Consider the following 18175-nt stretch of genomic DNA (forward strand, 5'->3'; position numbering starts at 1 on the left):
CCCTCAGAGCCTTGAATCGTCCCTTGGGTCTTTAACCCAGCACAGTACATTAAGGTACTTCTGAGGGGATGGTTTTCTCACTTTGAGAAATTATTTGAAATTACTTTTTTCTTGGAAAAATTCAACAGCACAAACCTAAAAGCACAGTCAGATTTTTTAAGTTTATCCGTGCAAATCAAATCTGTAAAATCTCTATTATCTGTGGTCTATTTTTTCTAAGCCTCCTCAACCGCTAAAATCTCCTCTTCTTGCTCAAATAATTTTGCTTTCATCACCTCTTTCAAGGTCACTTTAAAAAACTTTTTCTGAATATCGAAAGGTTCCATACCACACTCAACGGGCGATTCACAATGTTTATATGAACCATCTTCCTGCATCTCATAAGAATTGATATTATCCTTCAAATTCCAATCCAAAATATGAATTGCCTGTTGTTTTACGTTTTCAGCATATATTTCAAAAAGCGATTCAATCCGGCGGTCAAAACTACGAACCATAATATCGGCCGAACCACCGTAAACTTTCGGGTCGTTATCGTTATGGAAGTAATAAATTCGGGTATGTTCCAAGAAATCTCCCACAATTGACCGAACCGTAATATTGTCGGAAAGGCCTTTCCGTTGCGGTCGTAAACAACAAATTCCTCGCACAATCAACTTTACGGGTACGCCTACTTGTGAGGCTTTATACAATTCGTCAATCGTAATTTTATCTTGTAACGAATTGATTTTTAGACATATACCACTTGACAAACCTGCACGTGCGTTATCCGCTTCATTCCGAATCATCTCCACCAAACGCTTCCGCATATCTCTCGGAGCGGTGATTAAACGCTCGTAAGAATGAGGTTGTGAATGGCCCGTAATAACATTAAAAAACTCAGAAATATCTCTGGTTAAAACTTCATCAGTCGTCAAAAGTCCGATGTCAGTATAAAGTTTTGCGGTATCTTCATTATAATTTCCAGATGATAAATGGGCGTAACTTTTTACTCTGTCCCCCTCATTTCTAATAACTTGCAGTAATTTTGTGTGGGTTTTCAAGCCAGGAATTCCATAAATAACAAAGCAGCCGGCTTTTGATAAACGTTGGGCTTCACGGATGTTATTTTCTTCATCAAAACGAGCTTTTACCTCAAACAAAACCGAGACGTGTTTTCCATTTTCAGCCGCATGAAGTAGCGCATCCGCAATCCGAGAATTTTTAGAAATTCTGTAAAGCGTAATCTTGATAGCCAACACTTGCGGGTCTTCGGCGGCTTGTTCCAACAGTTGCAAAACAGGCTCAAAATTATTATAAGGATGATGCAAAAGAATATCTCCCTCATTCATGGCTTCAAAAATATTTTCGGGCGTTTGGCTGTTTAACCCCAAAGCTGGCACCGATGATTTTTGAACGGGTTGTTTCGATTTAAATTCTGGATGCTTAATAATTTGCCAAAATGCCGTAAAATCTAATAAATTTTCGCTGTGAAAAATTCCATTTTTGTCAATTTTCCAACGTTTCAACATCATTTCTAACATCCATTCCGAACAACCCGATTCGATTTCTACCCGTGTAACTCTTCCCAAACGACGGTCTTTAATCTTTTTTCTGATTTCATCAATAAAATCGGTTTCCGAATCTTCGTGTTCAACCACATCAAAATCGCCATTTCTGGTAAGTCTAAATAAAGAAACGGCTTCAATTTCTACATTTTTATATAATTTCCAGATTTCGTGACGGATAATTTCCTCAATCGGAACAAAAAGGGTTTCGTCTTCTCTTTCAATAATATGAAAGCGTTTTAGGTTCTGCGGTATTTGAACAAAACTAATTTTACGATTTTCGCTTTTGCCAAGTTCGCTCCGTTCATTTTCGCTTCTTGTAACCACCCCAAATATCAACGTTTTGGCTAATAAACTTGGGAAAGAGTGCGTATGATCAAAAACCATAGGCGTAAGCATCGGGTAAATGGTCAGACTGAAATAATCTATAATTTGTTCGGTTTCTTCATCATTCAAATCAGAAATATTCACAATTCTGAAACCATTTTCTGCAAATTCAGGTACTAACTCTTCACGATAAAGCCTTTGCTTTTCTTCCACAAATGCCTGTGTAGCAGCCATTAAGGTTTTTTTGAAAGGAATTTCTCTTAACCCAGAATAATCTGTACGTTCTTTGCCAAAATCAATATAGTTGTACAAAGAGCCAACTCGAATCGTAAAAAATTCATCCAAATTAGAAGCCGTAATCGCTAAAAACTTGAGCCTATCAAAAATATTTCGACGAGTATCACGGGCTTGGTCGAGGACTCTCTCATCAAATTTTAGCCAGCTCAAATCTCGGCTAATATAATCCGATTTTTCAATTACATCGTACGACTTATTTATCACTTTTTCAAGACGACGCTTTTCTTCGGGTGTCTGTTTGGTATTCATAAAATTGTTTAGAAAAGAGAAAAGATTCCCTACAAGAGAATCTTTTGCTCTACTACGTTTATAATATTTTGGAATCATTCCGCTCATTGCTTACAAAATTACTGGATATTTAATGCTTTTACATCAAGTTTCAGATTAAGATTTTATTAGATTTTTATACCAATAAAGTTATTAAATATACAAGAATAATGCTAAATTTTACGCCTAATTTTTCATTTCTACCTCATCTTGCACCAAATTACTAATGAGAATTTCCAATTGTTTCAAACGCTCTGGTGCTTTATAATAATCCATAATTTTCTTGGTAACTCCCTTATCCGTAAACGAAATATAAGTCGTTGGAAAATCTGACATATTTGAAGTATACTGATTTTCAAATTTAAAAAAATCAGCTTGTCTAAATTTTTCAACTAATTGACTAACAGTACCTTTAGGCAATTTTTTAGTTATTTTTCCTTCCTTTGCTACATACTTTAATCCTTCATAGACAAGACTATCATTCTCTAAAACTACTACTTTATAGGCTGGACAAGTTCCATAACAGCGTGTCAGTTCCAATTCAAAAACTTGTTGCTGAATCGTTTGTACCACATTTTCGTTATTTTTTTCAACCAGTTTTTTATGGCTTTTACAGTTACTTAACAGATAGACGCAAATCAATAGAACTGATATTTTCATGGAGATAATTTTAATTATTGAACGGTTAATTGATAAGAAATAGTATCTAAAGCGCTAAGCATAAGCACATTTAGTGATTTTATTGCTTGTAAAGATAGGGCTAAATAAAATATTTTTGTTATTTTTGGTTTGTATTCGCTGTTGCAGATAAATTATGAACGTAAAAAAACTTACCGATGAGCAATTAGTGGCTCTTTTTATAGAAACACAAAAAAATCTATATTTCGAGCAACTTTATGACCGCTACTCCGATAAAGTATATCGAAAGTGCTTGTCGTTCGTGAAAGATGATGCTAAAGCGGAAGATTTTACGCATGATATATTTTTGAAATTAGTCCTCAATCTTTCTTCCTACAAAGAGACTGCCAAATTCTCAACTTGGTTATATTCAATTACTTACAATTATTGTATTGACCAAACTCGTATCTCTAAAAAATATTCAGAAGTTGGTTTAGAGGAAAATTTTGATGTGCCAGACGATGATGACGATTCGGAAATGGCTGAACTCGAAGCTCAGAAATTGAACAAAGCTATGAAGCAAATATTGCCCGAAGAGAAGTCAATTCTGATGATGAAATATCAGGACGATTTGAGCATCAAGGAGATTTCAGATTCATTAGATATTTCGGAAAGTGCCGTAAAAATGAGATTATTACGGGCAAAAGAAAAACTGCGCAAGATTTATCTGGAAGGCGTATTGTTCTGGGGTGTAATCATTGCAAAAACCGCAAGTTGGATCTTTTGGAATGATTAGATTTTGAATGGTTGTTGTCTGTGTCTTCACAGAAAACTTCAATTGTCTGTAAAGACACAAGCAATAACGTGAGATTTAACATATATCGGCATGATATTTTCCGATATTAACTTAGCACTAAAAATATGGCAGAAAAAGAAAATCCATTTAAACTCCTTGAACCCAATGGAAAAGTGCCTGAACATTTAAAAAAGGCCTTGGTTTCTGAAATTGATACCATTCGGAATACTTCCACCATCATTGAATTGTTTGTTGGCAATTTTATAAATGCCCTAACTGCTTCATTTTCAAACGGAAATGAAAATGAGAAGTTGTAACATTAACCATTTTAATTAACCAAACTATTAAATTTCAACATTAAGTCATGCCAAATATTCAAGATATTCTGATTGATACTTTCCGAAAATTATTAGAACAACTTACGGGATTTATTTCAAATTTCGTCCCTGCCGTCATCGTATTAGTGGTTGGTATTTTTGTGACCAAATTAATCAGAAAAATTCTTCAAAAAGGTCTGGAAAAAGCCGGTGTGGATAAATTGGGGGATAAACTCAACGAAATTGACATTATCAAAAAAATGGGTGAAATCAAGTTTAGCACTTTTATTCCTACCGTTCTTTATTACTACATACTTCTCATATTTGCCACCCTTTCAACCGCCATTTTAGGCATGAAAGCCTTGACTGATATGGTTACATCCTTGGTCAATCTGATTCCGAAATTGATTGTGGCTGCCATTATGATCTTTGTGGGAATTATGATTGCAGATGCGATGAAAAATGCGGTTGTAAATATCTGTAAATCATTAAAAATTGATTCTGGAAAATTATTAGGCAGTATCGTTTTCTCATTTTTCTTAATCATCGTGGTAATTGCCGCCTTGAAACAAGCAGGCATTGAAACGAGTTTGTTAGAATCAAGTTTTAACCTAATAATCGGTGGGGTAATTTTCGCTTTTGCCGTTGGATATGGCATGGCTTCGAGAGATGTTTTATCGAATATTTTGTCGAGTTTTTACTCTAAAAATAAATTTAAAGAAGGTCAAGTGATTGCTATTGACGGCGTGAAAGGTGAAATTTTAACCATGGATATTACGTCAATTACCCTCTCAACGGGCGATTCTCAAACCATATTCCCATTAAGTACGCTACAAAATAAGCAAGTTGAAGTTTTTAATTAGATAATTTTAAATAGCTTTATTTTTATCATAAATTGATAGTTTTACATTTAAGCGTATTTTTTTGAAAAATAGTATTAATCGTTACTTTTCCAGATTATCTCCGTATCAACCCATAGTAACTCAAAAATAAAATAAGAATTATTACTTCTTTACAATTTTCGAGTGTATTCAAATACTCAAAATATCATTCACACATTAAAATTTCTTCGTCATTCGGCGGACATTCAATTTTAAAATCAATGTAAGGCACAACCATGTCCGTCAGTTTATAATTGTACCTTACAAAACTTAAAATAGCTGTTTATGAAAAAGCAAATTTCCTTATTTATTGCCCTATTATTGTTTTTTACGTCAAATCTTTACGCTCAAGAAGTTAAAAAAGATACATCTTATTGGGTTAAGAAAACTCAATTTGGCTTTACAGTCAATGAAGCAGGTATCAACAACGATTATACGGCGGGTGGGCAAAATACAATTGGACTAAACATTTTTTTTAATTCAAAAGGTGAATATGCCAAAGATAAAACTACGTGGGTGAATGATTTACAGTTACAATACGGTTTTATTAATACTTTTGGGCAAGGAGGAAATGGACAAAAGAAAGGCATTGACCGTATTTTCTTTGATACCAAAGTGGGACATAAACTTTCAAAAACGTGGTCGTTGGTGGGGGGATTAAACCTCCAAACTCAGTTTGCTCAAGGTTATAAATACGGAGCAAATCCAGATGGTTCAAACTTATTAATTTCCAACCTCTTTGCTCCCGCTTTTTTAACTGAATATGTTGGTTTTGAATGGAAACCCAAACCATTTTTTAACGTAGTGTTCGCTCCAGGTGCTTTACGCCAAACCATTGTGGGCGATGATGCGGTTAGACTAAAAGATGTGGGTGGTAAATTATTGACTGCCTATGGCGTTCCAGTTGGTCAGTCGGTATTGAGTGAAGTAGGAATTATGCAAATTGTAGCTAATTATGATAGAGATATTGCAAAAAATGTAAATTTAAAACTGCGTTATCAAGTATTTTTTAATGCCAGCAGAATTGACCATATTGATAATCGTATAGATGCAAAATTGGCAGCAAAAATCAACAAATATTTTAGCTTTACGGCTGATTTAATTGTGCTTTATTACGATAACCAAAGCCCAAATATTCAAACCGCTCATAATTTAGGTCTTGGCTTTCTTTATACGTTTTAAAATAGTAATCCTTATTTATAAACTGTTTCATCAAAACCCCAAACTAAACAAATGTTAAAAGAATTCAAAGCGTTTATCGCCCAAGGCAATGTCCTTGATTTGGCTATTGGTGTAATTATCGGTGGTGCATTTGGAAAAATTACTGCGTCGTTAGTTGGTGATATTATTATGCCAATTATTGGTATTTTCATGGGAGGCGTAGATTTCAAAAAATTAGCCGTTACGGTAGGAACTGCCAATGTAATGTATGGCAATTTTATTCAAACAGTTATTGAGTTCCTCATTATTGCATTTGTTGTGTTTATGATTATTAAAGCGGCTACTAAAGCTGGTTTAATAGAAAAAAAAGTTGAATAATTTAATTCAAACAATTGATTATCAAATAGTTTAGCCCGCAGGTTCGTAGCCTTCGGGCTTTTTTTATTTGGACAAATGTTATTCATCCCTACGCCAATAATTCTCTTAAGTAATCTATCATAACGATGTGGTTGCAAAACAAAAATCCCCGCCATCGGCAGGGACTTTATGAATTAACCTTTTCTAAAAATTCACACAAGTTGTGTAAATGTCTTTTTCATCAAAAAATCGGTTTGAGCATCATCACCTAAGTGGAAAATATGCGTTCCAAATACCTCAAAACCCCATTTTTGATAAAATTTAATTGCCTTGGGATTGTGTTCCCACACGCCCAGCCAAAGGCTTTCATAATTATTTTCAAGCGCTACCTCAATACATTTTTGCATTAATTCTGCACCGTATTTCTGTCCGTGATAAATCTTGCTGATATAAATTCTTTCTATTTCCAAAGACATCATATCAGGATTTTCTACTAAGTTAACCCGCATTTTTGCGTATCCAATTATTTCATTCTCCAATTCAACGAGCAAAAATATCGTTTTGGGAGTCTGGAATTCATCTGAAATTTGCTTTTTATTGAATTTTTCTTCCAGATATTTCTTTAAATTTTCGGGCGTATTTTGATCCCCATACGTTTCAATAAAAGTTTTCGCCCCAATTGTTTGAAGCAGGTCAGTATCCTCAATGGTGGCCTTTCTTATTTGTAGGTTTTGTCTCATATTACCACAAAAGAATGAATTTATAATTATAATAAAAAATACTTAATTTGCATGAATTAATACTAAAATCACATTAAATGGAATTTCGACAATTACAATATTTCTTAGGCGTTGCTTCTGAATTACATTTTTCGAGAGCCGCCGAAAAATTATTTATTGCACAACCCGCATTGAGTAGGCAAATTCAGCAATTAGAAGAGAATTTGGGGGTTCTACTTTTTGAAAGAGATAAACGAAATGTAAAATTGACTCCAGCGGGTGAATATTTACAGGGAGAAGCGACTCAATTACTTTCGCAAGTAGAGCATATCACTAAAAGGACGCAATTAATCCACAAAGGGGAAGAAGGGGAAATTAAAATTGGACATCCTGGCTCGGCCATTTATTCCGTAATTCCGCCAATTTTAACAAATTTACGATTACATTTTCCTCAGATTAAAGCAAAATTATCCGAGGTTTTAGAAGATGATTTATTCGGAAATTTAAAAAATTATCAATTAGATGTAGGTTTCATTAGAGAGCCTTTTGCCCATAAAAATATCGTATCAAAGGTAATTTTTGAAGAATCTTTTGCCTTAGTTTTACCCGAAAATCATTGGATTTCGCAAGAAAATTTTACCAGTTTAGCCCAAGTGAAATACGAACCATTTGTGTTACCTCCACGCTATGCGGGTTCTGCCTACTACGATTTGCTGATACGGATGTGTGAACATGAAGGTTTTACGCCCAATATATCGCATGAATCAAATTTTGGTGCTACTATTTTACGTTTGGTTGAGCATAATTTGGGTGTTTCTTTAATGCCCATTTCGTATAAATTCAGTTCGGCAATGCGGGTAAAATTCATTGAATTAACCGATATTCCAGAGCGAACGCATCTTTCGATAGCTTGGCGAAAAAATGATACAAATCCTGTGCTACTCAATTTTCTAAAAGCAGCAGAATCGGTGGTATTTGACACAGAATTACATTGAAATTTTAAAAAAATTGGTGAAACGCTATACAGAACTCCGTGAAACTTTGTGATACGAATTGACCTAAAACCCAACAAAACCAATTATCTTTGAATAAATTTAAAACCGTCTGAAAACATCATGGAAGCAATATTTGAGCATCCTCTTCAAGGGAAAATAGAAATAGCTTTGGATAAAATTCGTCCATATTTGATAGCGGATGGAGGAAACGTGCGTGTCCTTGAAATTACGAAGGAAAACACTTTACGTTTGGAATTAGTGGGTGCGTGTGGCTCTTGTTCAATGTCGGCAATGACTTTCAAGGGTGGTATTGAGGATACAATTCGCCGTGAGGTTCCAGAGATTTTGAAGGTTGAAGCTACTAATGTCAATTGATAACGAATAATAATTTTAATGAAAATAGGCATATTTTTTGGCGGTCCCGCCCGTGAACGTGAAATTAGTTTTGCAGGTGGCAAAACCGCAATGGAGAACATCGATAAGTCTCTTTTTGAACCTATTCCAGTATTTGTAGACGGCTGTGGGAACTTCATTTTACTAAATCCCGAATTGGTGTACGCTGTTTCCATTCGAGATTTTTATCCTCCCAGATCTTATCAAGGTGATTACCGTATTTATTCAGAATCGTTAGGGCAAATGTCTGACGATGAATTACTTACGATGATTTCAACGATTGGTACAAAGATTTCTCCCGACAAATTTTCTGAACACTTTAAGTTTGCTTTTATTGCCATGCACGGGCCATCCTGTGAAGATGGCAGTATTCAAGGACTTTTGGAATGGTACGGAATTCCGTATTCGGGCCCAAGTTTGATGGGTTCGTCGATTGGGATTGATAAAATTGCGCAGAATGACTTAATAAAACTTGCCGTTGGTTTGGATAAAAAAACAACCACTTTGACTCGTGCTTATTTTGAAGCCAATGATTCGGTGAAAGTTTTTGAAGAAATAAAAGAAAAAGTTGGATTGCCGTTTGTCGTAAAAGCACCCCATCAGGGTTCTTCGATTGGCGTTTCTTTTGTGAAAAAAGATTCGGTTGAAGATTTTGAAAAGGCCGTTAAACAATGTCTTTTTATTAGAGAAGTATCTGAAAATGAATGGAATAGCGTTGATAAACATGAATTTGTGCAACGCATGGCAAATCTTGATGAAGGGATTGGCTTGCCCGTTTCAATGAATAATGAGGTGATTTATCATCCATCGGAATTATTAGAAAAATTAGATAAAAGTCTTGACGAAGCGCATAAAGTTATCCAATTAATTTCCATGAATTCGGAAGATGCTGTCTTGATTGAGGACTTTGTGAAAGGACAGGAATTTAGTTGTGGTGTTATTCAAACACCTGATTGTGAGTCGGTTGCACTCCCTCCTACCGAAATTATTGCTAATGTTGAGGTATTTGATTTTAAAGCAAAATATCAATCATCGGCTACTCGTAAGAAAATTCCGGTGGATACTTCTTTGGAAAATAATCAGCAGATTCAACACGATGTAAAAGCCACTTTTGATGCCTTGAAATTTGGGGTTTGTACTCGCATTGACGGATTTTTAACGCCCGATGGACGAGTGATTTTGCATGACCCAAATACAATTCCAGGAATGTCTCCTACTTCGCTAATTTTCAAGCAAATGGCTGAAATTGGCATGAATGTAACGGATGCCATTACATATTTTATTCGCCAGTCTATCCGTGAGCGTATTCGGGCGAGCAAGAATACGTTTAAGTTTCAAAAACTGTTAGATAAATTGGATTTGGCCATTACAAAGCGTGTGGCAGAGTTGCCAAACCGCAAAAAAGTAGCAGTCATTTTTGGCGGATATTTACTTGAAAATCAAGAAGACAGTTTTGTAAAGGCTCGCAAGGCTTTTGGGAAATTGGCAGCTTCAACGGAGTATTTACCCATTCCCATTTTTGTTACGTTGGATGGTCAATATCATCAATTACCCATCAATTTGATGTTCAAGGAATTTGCGGAGGATATTGTGAAATTATTGGACGGTGAGGTGCATCCTTTAATCGTTTCAACTCGCAAAAATGCCGAATCAATTACACTTCATTTTACGGGAAAACTCATGGAAAATGTGAAAGTGATAGAATCGCTGGAAGGATTTGATTTTGGGGTGAATTGTGGGGAGGACTTAGTGGTTGATTTGAATTTGTTGGAAAATATCATATAATTTCCTCAAAATTAAAAATATACTTTCGAGATTTATCATTGTCTGAGTAATTTACACAAATGAATAAAGTGAAAACTCAGCAGTTCGAGTTATGGTGAATAGGTAGGAGTAGGACCGTTTTGTAAACTGTCCTACTTATTCTGTTCATTTCTATTACTTTAAACCAAGAATCGCAGCAAAATATTTGTATTATCCTTCAAACCTTATATCTAATCTTTCACTTTTTAAAAAGTACAATCGGTACAGTTTCCGTAATATTACTTTTATTCAAGGCTCTATCCATGATTTGTACCGTAAATTTTACCGTATCAGATTTACCAGTGAGGCCTGGAATTTTATCAAAATTTGAATAGCCAAAACTGGTAGAATAATCAATTACGCCTTCAATTGCCCCCGCTTTTGTACCTTGTTTAAATCGAAAACCCTTCAAATTTCCTCCAATTTTTTCGGCTGGATTACTCTTTGTGAATTTGCCATTTTTTGCCACAAAAATATTTACATCAATGGTTTTGACACTATCGCCCGTTTTTCTTACAAGAGCCTGATAATCGGCTTCTGAAAAGCCTAAATCGCCATCACCATCTTTAAAATCTATGGAAATTACGACAGAATCTCGCTTGGAGATATTACCCAAAATATCGGGCGAAGAGGTGGTAATAACTTGGATATTATGGAAACCGATTTCAGGGACAAAACTATAGTTTGGTTCTCCCACGCATGAAGAAACCAGAAAAGAAACAAAGGCGATAAGTAAAATCTTATTTTTCATAAACATTAAACGAAACTGGAAGATAGGTTGTTGTTTTAAACACCCGTAAAGTTAATGATTTGGCGTAATTTTGTACCAATATTTTCAAAATCTTCATGCAACAAGCACAAATACTCAAACAAAAAGTTTTACAATTAACGCCCGAAGAATTTGATTCTTTGGCTTTGGAAATTTTTAGATACCAGGCTGGTAATAATTTAGTTTATAAAAGATACGTAGAATGCCTTCATATTCAAGTAGATTCAATCAATTCAATTGAACAAATTCCATTTTTACCGATTGAATTTTTCAAAACTCAAACCGTAATTACGGGCGAAGATAGGACTCTAATTACTTTTGAAAGTAGCGGCACAACGGGAAAAAATACTTCACAACATCACGTGCAAGACCCTGATTTTTATGTGGAAATTGCGGAACAAATTTTTGAGAAATTTTACGGAAAATTAGCTGATTTTCAAATACTTGCCTTGCTTCCCTCCTATCTCGAACGGACAAATTCTTCCTTAGTTTACATGGTTGAGCATTTTATCAAAAAAAGCGGTTCAGCAAATTCTGGATTTTATTTAGATGATTATGAGGCATTAGCAAAAGCGTTGAAAGGAGACAGGAAACAGGAGACAGAAGGAAAGGGGAAAATCTCAATCCCTAAAACCCTCCTCATCGGCGTAACCTTCGGTTTGTTAGATTTTGCAGAATCAGGAACGGCAGGCGCTCCTGTTGATTTATCATTCTTGCAAGACATTGATAATCTAATCGTAATGGAAACTGGTGGCATGAAAGGGCGCCGAAAAGAATTGCTTCGAGAGGAAGTACACGAGATTCTAACGAGTGCATTTCACGTAGAAAATATTCATTCGGAATACGGCATGACCGAACTACTTTCGCAAGGATATTCTAAGGGCGAAGGGATTTTTGAATTACCTGTTTCTATGAAAATAATGTTGAGAGATGTCAACGACCCATTTCATTATATTTCTAATTCACGTTCTGGGGGCATCAACGTCATTGACCTCGCCAACGTGGATTCTTGTTCTTTTATTGAAACGAAGGATTTGGGAAGTTGGATAACTGAGAATATAGAACAGAGTTCAGAGAAAAATGATGAAAATAAATCGTCAAATTGTCAGCAATTTCGAATATTGGGAAGATTTGACAATTCGGATATTCGGGGTTGTAATTTAATGATTCAATAAAAAATGCTTCTGAAAATAAATTCAGAAGCATTTTTTTATATTCTCTAATCTCTATAAAACCTATTTCGCATAATTCACCGCTCTCATTTCACGAATTACGGTTACTTTTATTTGTCCTGGGTACTGCATTTCTTTCTCAATTTTCTGAGAAATATCGAATGATAATGAACTTGCTTTTTCATCCGAAACGTTCTCGGCATCCACCAAAACCCGTAATTCACGACCCGCTTGGATGGCATAACATTTCTGAACACCTTGAAAACTTACCGCCAATTCTTCTAACTCCTTCAAACGTCTCATGTAAGATTCCATCATTTCACGTCTCGCTCCTGGGCGTGAACCCGAAATAGCATCGCAAACCTGAATAATTGGGGAAATCATCGATGTCATTTCTATCTCATCGTGGTGAGCGCCAATGGCGTTGCAAATCTCAGCATTTTCTTTATATTTTTCTGCCAATTGCATCCCCAAAATTGCATGGGGCAATTCTGCTTCTTCGTGCCAAACTTTCCCAATATCATGGAGTAAGCCAGCCCGTTTCGCCGCTTTGGCATTTAGTCCCAATTCAGCCGCCATCGTAGCACAAAGTTTTGCTACTTCACGTGAATGTTGCAAAAGATTTTGTCCGTAAGAAGAACGGAAACGCATACGACCAACCATTTTAATCAACTCTGGATGCAGTCCGTGAATGCCTAAATCAATTACCGTTCTCTCGCCAATTTCAATGATTTCATCATCAATATTTTTCTTCGTTTTTGCTACAACTTCCTCAATACGAGCAGGGTGAATACGTCCATCTTGCACCAAACGGTGGAGCGATAAACGAGCAATTTCACGACGAACAGGGTCGAAACCAGAAATAATAATCGCTTCAGGTGTATCATCTACGATAAATTCAACGCCCGTTGCAGCTTCCAAAGCACGAATATTACGACCTTCACGACCAATAATTTTACCTTTCACATCGTCCGATTCGATGTTGAAAACCGACACACAGTTTTCAATGGCATTCTCAGCAGCAGTTCTTTGAATCGTTTCAATAACTACTTTTTTAGCTTCCTTAGTTGCCGTTAATTTTGCTTCTTCGATAGCCGTTTTTATCATGGATGATGCCTTTGTTTCAGCTTCGGCCGTCATGGCTTGTATCAATTGTTGACGAGCTTCAATGGCAGTTAAACCCGCAATTTTCTCTAATTGAGCCACTTGCGAGGCAAACATTTCGTCGGCTTCGGCTTGTTTTTTCTCGGCTTCTTCGGTTTTTCTTCTTAGGTTTTCTTCTTTTGAAGTCAGGGATTGACGTTGAGACATTACGTCCATTTCCATCTTTTTTACTTGCTCAACCGATTGTTTGGCTTGATCCATAGACTTTTTAGCCTCATCCATCGACTGTTGAATCTGACGTTCACGTTCTTTCAATTTTTGTTCATTTTGAACTAAAATTTGTTTCTTTCTATTCGAATCATCTTCAAATTCTGAACGTAGTTTCAAGAATTTTTCTTTGGCTTCCAAGACTCTATCTTTCTTAATATTTTCCGCTTGAAGTTCAGCAGTTTTGACAATATCGGCAGCTTTGGCAGTTGCTTCGTCTTCTATTTTTTTAGTTTCTTTGGCAAATATGGCTTTACCTACGAACAGCCCTGCTATCAGGGAAACCACTGCGGCAATGATGGGATATAGCATTTCTAATATCGTTTTAGTTGATTTTACATCCATTCAGAAATTATTGTTACATAGAATTTCGATGGATTTTTATGCAAAATCGAGTGAAAAATGGGACTAAAACAGACAGATGCCGATTGAAAAGAAGGTTCTTAATTAGAAGTTTTTATTATTTGAAATATTAATGATTTGAATTTTAAACAGCTTATAATCATGTATTTAATAAACAAAAATGAGCTTATTTTTATTCAAATGTCTCAATAAAATTCAAAATTAAGCAAAACGAAATCATTGGTTTTACTCAATACTTTCTTTAATACAAGAGTAATCGTTTAAAGAGATAATACAAAATTTTAAATTATTTTAAGTAAGGATATTAAATTTAAAAATGATGTATAATAACGATTAAATTATTGGTATGACGAATTTAGAATTGCGTTTCTATAACTGAATCTACTATTTTTTCTAATCCCGTGAGTTTCTCAGATACGGAATCTTGGAAATCCTCATAAAGTAAATCAGATTTTAGATTACTCATTACATAGTCTAATGCAGCTAATGCCAGAAGTCTTTGTGTACTTTTAATACCGTTTTTCTGTTGATAATGTTGCATTTTATCATTAATCAAATTAGCAGCTTTACGAACAACTTCCTCATCCAATTCTGTCGCAGGATAGAGTGTAAAATACTCAGTCCCAACCATGACATTGCAAACGATTTTCTTGTCCATTTCTTTAAGTTTTAAAGTTAAAGAGTTAGAGGAGTTAAAGAGTTAAGAAAGTAGCATTTAACTATTGAACTGTTTAACTATTGAACTCTAAAACTCTAATTGCTAAGTTGAGTAATACACTTTTCTATTTCTAAAATATATTCGTCAATTTTTTCTTTCAATTCGGCAGGGTTGCCTGTACTTTTTAGATTGTTTACTGCAATCTTAGTGAATTTATCTGATTTTTTAAAATTTTTTATCTGTTGGTTTAAATTTTTCTGTAACTCTTGAGATTCATGCAATTCGTTCCTCAATTTTTCATTTTCATTTTTAACCTCGATTAGCTGTTTTTTCACTTCAATATAATCTTTCAAAAGCCCCTTGAGTTTCATCTCTAAGGAACTAAATCGAGTGAGTATTTGGGATTCAGCCATTTCAGTTTGGTTCTAAGTTCTTGGTTCTAAAGTTCATCGTATTTCTCTCAAAATCGTTAATTCATAAAATAAATTGAACGAAGAACCCTTAACACAGCACTAAGAATACAGAATCAATAACAAATTTGGCAAAAAAAAATGACATTTCACCCTTATAATTTGTATTTATCTCTGATTTTCAATGGAATAATAGTCTTTCGCTCAACAATCACAACACTTGCCGTATATAAAAGCAACAGAATGATGTGATAAGGAATTGATAACCAGAGATTATCAAACCTAATTTGCATAACCAGACAAATCAATAATCCTGCCGAGATTATATATCCAAAAGCCGATGCAATTTTGTAGGGTACAGGATAATAACGTTGTCCAAGCAAGTAACATAGTGCTGTCATCGAGAAACAAGAAATCAAAAAAGCGATTGCACAACCCATGTACCCAATACGTGGAATGAGAATGATATTGGCAATAATCGTAATCCCTAAACCGATGAATGTAATGAGTGTGCCAAAATAAGTTTTGTTATTCAGTTTGAACCAAACAGACATATTATAATAAACGCCCAAGAACAAATTGGCTAATAACAACACAGGCACCACCATGATTCCTTCCCAATAAATTTTTTGACGAAGAAAAAGAACTTTCAGCCAATCGAGATTTAAACTTACGCCCAACCAGATAAAAATACAGGTTATTAAAAACCACTTGGTGACCTCCGCTAAAGTTTCTGGCGAGTTTTTATCGCCCGTTTTTGAAAGGAAAAAAGGTTCGGCGGCGTATCTAAATGCTTGGGTTGCCAAGGACATAAAAATAGAAAGTTTATAAACACTTCCGTATATTCCCAATGCTTCTTGAGAAGTACGATTTGGGTAAAATCCTTCGGGAAGAAATTTTTCTAATAGCAACCTGTCAAAAACCAAATTATAGGTACTTGCTACCACCATAATCATAATTGGGTAGGCATAAATCCAGAGTTTTTTAAATTCTTCTCTATCGAATTGAAACTTGAAATCTCTGAATTCGGGACGGAGAAAATAGAAAAATGTAGCATTGGCGATGAGATTTGCCAAGAAAATATAACCCGCTCCAATCTTGGGATTATACAATTTTTGAGCCATTGGTTGCAATGAAATCAGATAGTTTCCTTCGGCTATTTTCTTTAATACCAACAAAAAGAAAACATTCAGAAAAACATTGATTAAAATATTGATAATCTTGGCTTTAACGAAACGTGTAGTCTTTTTTTCTAATCTTAAACGGGCAAAAGGAATAGCAGTTACGGCATCAATGGCAATAATGAGTGCCAGCCAAATCAAGAAAGTTTCTTTGCCTGCATAACCCAAATAGTCAATGATTGGCGAGGCAAAAATAATGAGAATTCCAGAAAAGAAAATGCTACTAATAATGATAGCGGATTGAATAATATTGTAATATTTTGTTTTATCCTCAGGAGCAAAACGGAAAAAAGCCGTTTCCATTCCATAAGTATAAACAATATTGGCAATGGCTACGTAACCATATAATTTGACGTTAATTCCCATTTCGGCAGGCATAAAGGCAGCCGTATGAATAAAGACCAAAAGGAAATTCAGCGAACGACCAAGAATTGTACTAATACCGTAAGAGGCAGTTTCGCCCGCTAATTTTTTGAGAACACTCATTGAATGGTTTTTCGGTGGGTAAATTTTCTACGAAGTTATTAAAAAAATGTAGCTTTTTGAATTCCTTATTTTTTCACTCAATGTTCCTTAACTTTACAACCTATTAAAATTCAATTATGCGTTTTCAAGATATTCCCGGTCTGGGAAGTATAAAAAATACCCTCATTCACTCCGTTGAGACAAATCACGTGGCTCATGCTCAGTTGTTTCATGGAGGAGTGGGCAGTGCAAATTTGGCATTGGCGTGGGCGTATGCAACTTACATAAATTGTGAGGACAGAAATGCCGTCAGCTCCGATACCAATAGCGGGCTTTTGGGTGATGCTTGTGGGCGTTGTGCTTCTTGTGTGAAAATGGCAAAAATGGTTCATCCCGACATTCACCACATTTTCCCAACGCCAAGTGCCAAAGAAACTATCTTAGAATTGTTGCCAACGTGGCGCAAATTCTTGATAGAGAGTCCGTACAGAAGTTTGACCGATTGGTTGGAATTTACGGGCGTAACGGGCAACAAACAAGGAATTATTCCGATTAAAGAGGCGCACAATATCATCGAAAAAATTTCTTTGAAAGCTTTTGAAGCGGAGTATAAAATTTTGATAATTTGGCAACCCGAATTGATGAATATTGAATCGGCCAATTCGTTACTCAAATTACTGGAAGAACCGCCCGCTAAAACGCTATTCATTCTGGCATGCAATGACACCAATCGCTTATTAACGACCATCCTTTCCAGAACCCAACGCATTGTTATTCCTGCCTTTACGGATGAAGAAACGATTGGTTATCTTATCAAAAAAGAGGGAATTACTCACGAAAGAGCCAAACAAGTTGCTTATCTTTCAGAAGGAAATTTGTCGAAAGCCGTTGAATTGGTGAATTATGAGGGAGAAAGTAAACATCAATGGTTTGCCACTTGGATGCGCTCAGCTTATAAACCAGACATTGCCACTTTAGTAAAAACAGCAGATGAATTTGACGCTTTTCCGAAAGAATACCAAAAAGGAATGATGGAATATGGACTCAATATTTTCAGAGATTTATTACTCTGGAAAAACGGCGCAGAGTCATTGGTCAGATTGGAAGGCGAAGAATTGACCTTTGTTCAGAATTTTTCAAAAGCCGTAAAATCGGGAGCTATTGAATTGATTGTAAATGAGTTAAGTCAAACCCATTATTATTTAGAACGCAACGGAAGAGCAAAAATCTTACATCTGGACTTGTCGCTGACCATTGCACGATTGTTTAAGAAATAAGGTATATTTGTTAAAAAATAAAAATTTAACG

Annotated in this window: 18 protein-coding genes; 10 read left to right on the forward strand and 8 right to left on the reverse strand. The window is 35.4% G+C overall.

Annotation, left to right across the window (positions count from 1 at the left end):
• Positions 1-215: 215 nt before the first annotated feature.
• Both ppk1 and AC1W31_RS08065 read right to left on the reverse strand, forming a co-directional pair.
• Complete coding sequence (ppk1, locus tag AC1W31_RS08060) at positions 216-2420, reverse strand: polyphosphate kinase 1 (protein WP_481733913.1); 2205 nt, start codon at positions 2418-2420, stop codon at positions 216-218.
• A gap of 204 nt (positions 2421-2624) precedes the next feature.
• On the reverse strand, positions 2625-3098 hold the full coding sequence (locus tag AC1W31_RS08065) for a DUF6438 domain-containing protein (protein WP_481733914.1): 474 nt from the start codon (positions 3096-3098) through the stop codon (positions 2625-2627).
• 154 nt (positions 3099-3252) lie between these two features.
• Between AC1W31_RS08065 and AC1W31_RS08070 the strand changes: the two genes are divergently transcribed.
• From AC1W31_RS08070 to mscL, 5 genes are all read left to right on the forward strand, one after another.
• Positions 3253-3852, forward strand: coding sequence for an RNA polymerase sigma factor (locus AC1W31_RS08070; RefSeq protein ID WP_481733915.1), 600 nt, complete (start codon positions 3253-3255; stop codon positions 3850-3852).
• A gap of 125 nt (positions 3853-3977) precedes the next feature.
• Entirely contained in the window at positions 3978-4169 is a 192-nt protein-coding gene (locus AC1W31_RS08075) for a hypothetical protein (protein WP_481733916.1), read from the forward strand.
• Between the two features lie 47 nt (positions 4170-4216).
• On the forward strand, positions 4217-5032 hold the full coding sequence (locus tag AC1W31_RS08080; RefSeq protein ID WP_481733917.1) for a mechanosensitive ion channel family protein: 816 nt from the start codon (positions 4217-4219) through the stop codon (positions 5030-5032).
• Between the two features lie 303 nt (positions 5033-5335).
• Positions 5336-6232: a DUF3078 domain-containing protein gene (locus AC1W31_RS08085; RefSeq protein ID WP_481733918.1), complete on the forward strand. Its 897-nt coding sequence runs from the start codon at positions 5336-5338 to the stop codon at positions 6230-6232.
• A 51-nt stretch (positions 6233-6283) separates the two neighbouring features.
• Positions 6284-6589 (forward strand): large conductance mechanosensitive channel protein MscL, encoded by a 306-nt coding sequence (mscL, locus tag AC1W31_RS08090; RefSeq protein ID WP_481733919.1) that lies wholly within the window; start codon positions 6284-6286, stop codon positions 6587-6589.
• A gap of 191 nt (positions 6590-6780) precedes the next feature.
• Here the strand turns inward: mscL and AC1W31_RS08095 are convergent, their stop codons facing one another.
• On the reverse strand, positions 6781-7308 hold the full coding sequence (locus tag AC1W31_RS08095; protein WP_481733920.1) for a GNAT family N-acetyltransferase: 528 nt from the start codon (positions 7306-7308) through the stop codon (positions 6781-6783).
• 77 nt (positions 7309-7385) lie between these two features.
• Between AC1W31_RS08095 and AC1W31_RS08100 the strand changes: the two genes are divergently transcribed.
• The 3 genes from AC1W31_RS08100 to AC1W31_RS08110 all read left to right on the forward strand — a co-directional run bounded on the left by AC1W31_RS08100 (position 7386) and on the right by AC1W31_RS08110 (position 10460).
• Positions 7386-8282 carry a LysR substrate-binding domain-containing protein gene (locus tag AC1W31_RS08100; protein ID WP_481733921.1) on the forward strand — a complete coding sequence of 299 codons (897 nt, stop codon included), beginning with the start codon at positions 7386-7388 and terminating at the stop codon, positions 8280-8282.
• Between the two features lie 120 nt (positions 8283-8402).
• On the forward strand, positions 8403-8657 hold the full coding sequence (locus AC1W31_RS08105) for a NifU family protein (RefSeq protein ID WP_481733922.1): 255 nt from the start codon (positions 8403-8405) through the stop codon (positions 8655-8657).
• 18 nt (positions 8658-8675) lie between these two features.
• On the forward strand, positions 8676-10460 hold the full coding sequence (locus tag AC1W31_RS08110; RefSeq protein ID WP_481733923.1) for a D-alanine--D-alanine ligase family protein: 1785 nt from the start codon (positions 8676-8678) through the stop codon (positions 10458-10460).
• A gap of 217 nt (positions 10461-10677) precedes the next feature.
• Here the strand turns inward: AC1W31_RS08110 and AC1W31_RS08115 are convergent, their stop codons facing one another.
• Positions 10678-11229 carry a hypothetical protein gene (locus AC1W31_RS08115; protein WP_481733924.1) on the reverse strand — a complete coding sequence of 184 codons (552 nt, stop codon included), beginning with the start codon at positions 11227-11229 and terminating at the stop codon, positions 10678-10680.
• Positions 11230-11324: 95 nt separating this feature from the next.
• On the opposite strand from AC1W31_RS08115, the gene AC1W31_RS08120 reads away from it, so the two are divergent.
• Positions 11325-12422, forward strand: a complete 1098-nt coding sequence (locus AC1W31_RS08120) for an acyl transferase (protein ID WP_481733925.1) — start codon at positions 11325-11327, stop codon at positions 12420-12422.
• Between the two features lie 60 nt (positions 12423-12482).
• On the opposite strand, the gene rny is transcribed toward AC1W31_RS08120, so the two are convergent.
• The 4 genes from rny to AC1W31_RS08140 form a co-directional block, all read right to left on the reverse strand.
• Positions 12483-14102, reverse strand: a complete 1620-nt coding sequence (rny, locus tag AC1W31_RS08125; RefSeq protein WP_481733926.1) for a ribonuclease Y — start codon at positions 14100-14102, stop codon at positions 12483-12485.
• Between the two features lie 406 nt (positions 14103-14508).
• Positions 14509-14811: a cell division protein ZapA gene (locus AC1W31_RS08130; RefSeq protein WP_481733927.1), complete on the reverse strand. Its 303-nt coding sequence runs from the start codon at positions 14809-14811 to the stop codon at positions 14509-14511.
• A gap of 95 nt (positions 14812-14906) precedes the next feature.
• Positions 14907-15224: a hypothetical protein gene (locus tag AC1W31_RS08135; protein WP_481733928.1), complete on the reverse strand. Its 318-nt coding sequence runs from the start codon at positions 15222-15224 to the stop codon at positions 14907-14909.
• Positions 15225-15376: 152 nt separating this feature from the next.
• Positions 15377-16888, reverse strand: a complete 1512-nt coding sequence (locus AC1W31_RS08140; RefSeq protein ID WP_481733929.1) for a lipopolysaccharide biosynthesis protein — start codon at positions 16886-16888, stop codon at positions 15377-15379.
• Positions 16889-17004: 116 nt separating this feature from the next.
• Between AC1W31_RS08140 and AC1W31_RS08145 the strand changes: the two genes are divergently transcribed.
• Entirely contained in the window at positions 17005-18144 is a 1140-nt protein-coding gene (locus AC1W31_RS08145) for a DNA polymerase III subunit (RefSeq protein ID WP_481733930.1), read from the forward strand.
• The last annotated feature ends 31 nt before the right edge of the window (positions 18145-18175 follow it).

This window comes from Arcicella sp., assembly GCF_964672035.1.

Excerpts from the sequence above, each read along its gene's own strand:
- AC1W31_RS08065 (WP_481733914.1), bottom strand. The coding sequence starts at position 3,098 with ATGAAAATATCAGTTCTATTGATTTGCGTCTATCTGTTAAGTAACTGT.
- AC1W31_RS08100 (WP_481733921.1), top strand. The coding sequence starts at position 7,386 with ATGGAATTTCGACAATTACAATATTTCTTAGGCGTTGCTTCTGAATTA.
- AC1W31_RS08135 (WP_481733928.1), bottom strand. The coding sequence starts at position 15,224 with ATGGCTGAATCCCAAATACTCACTCGATTTAGTTCCTTAGAGATGAAA.
- AC1W31_RS08075 (WP_481733916.1), top strand. The coding sequence starts at position 3,978 with ATGGCAGAAAAAGAAAATCCATTTAAACTCCTTGAACCCAATGGAAAA.
- AC1W31_RS08080 (WP_481733917.1), top strand. The coding sequence starts at position 4,217 with ATGCCAAATATTCAAGATATTCTGATTGATACTTTCCGAAAATTATTA.
- ppk1 (WP_481733913.1), bottom strand. The coding sequence starts at position 2,420 with ATGAATACCAAACAGACACCCGAAGAAAAGCGTCGTCTTGAAAAAGTG.
- AC1W31_RS08145 (WP_481733930.1), top strand. The coding sequence starts at position 17,005 with ATGCGTTTTCAAGATATTCCCGGTCTGGGAAGTATAAAAAATACCCTC.
- AC1W31_RS08120 (WP_481733925.1), top strand. The coding sequence starts at position 11,325 with ATGCAACAAGCACAAATACTCAAACAAAAAGTTTTACAATTAACGCCC.
- AC1W31_RS08105 (WP_481733922.1), top strand. The coding sequence starts at position 8,403 with ATGGAAGCAATATTTGAGCATCCTCTTCAAGGGAAAATAGAAATAGCT.
- AC1W31_RS08085 (WP_481733918.1), top strand. The coding sequence starts at position 5,336 with ATGAAAAAGCAAATTTCCTTATTTATTGCCCTATTATTGTTTTTTACG.
- AC1W31_RS08140 (WP_481733929.1), bottom strand. The coding sequence starts at position 16,888 with ATGAGTGTTCTCAAAAAATTAGCGGGCGAAACTGCCTCTTACGGTATT.
- AC1W31_RS08115 (WP_481733924.1), bottom strand. The coding sequence starts at position 11,229 with ATGAAAAATAAGATTTTACTTATCGCCTTTGTTTCTTTTCTGGTTTCT.
- mscL (WP_481733919.1), top strand. The coding sequence starts at position 6,284 with ATGTTAAAAGAATTCAAAGCGTTTATCGCCCAAGGCAATGTCCTTGAT.
- AC1W31_RS08110 (WP_481733923.1), top strand. The coding sequence starts at position 8,676 with ATGAAAATAGGCATATTTTTTGGCGGTCCCGCCCGTGAACGTGAAATT.
- AC1W31_RS08130 (WP_481733927.1), bottom strand. The coding sequence starts at position 14,811 with ATGGACAAGAAAATCGTTTGCAATGTCATGGTTGGGACTGAGTATTTT.
- AC1W31_RS08070 (WP_481733915.1), top strand. The coding sequence starts at position 3,253 with ATGAACGTAAAAAAACTTACCGATGAGCAATTAGTGGCTCTTTTTATA.
- AC1W31_RS08095 (WP_481733920.1), bottom strand. The coding sequence starts at position 7,308 with ATGAGACAAAACCTACAAATAAGAAAGGCCACCATTGAGGATACTGAC.
- rny (WP_481733926.1), bottom strand. The coding sequence starts at position 14,102 with ATGCTATATCCCATCATTGCCGCAGTGGTTTCCCTGATAGCAGGGCTG.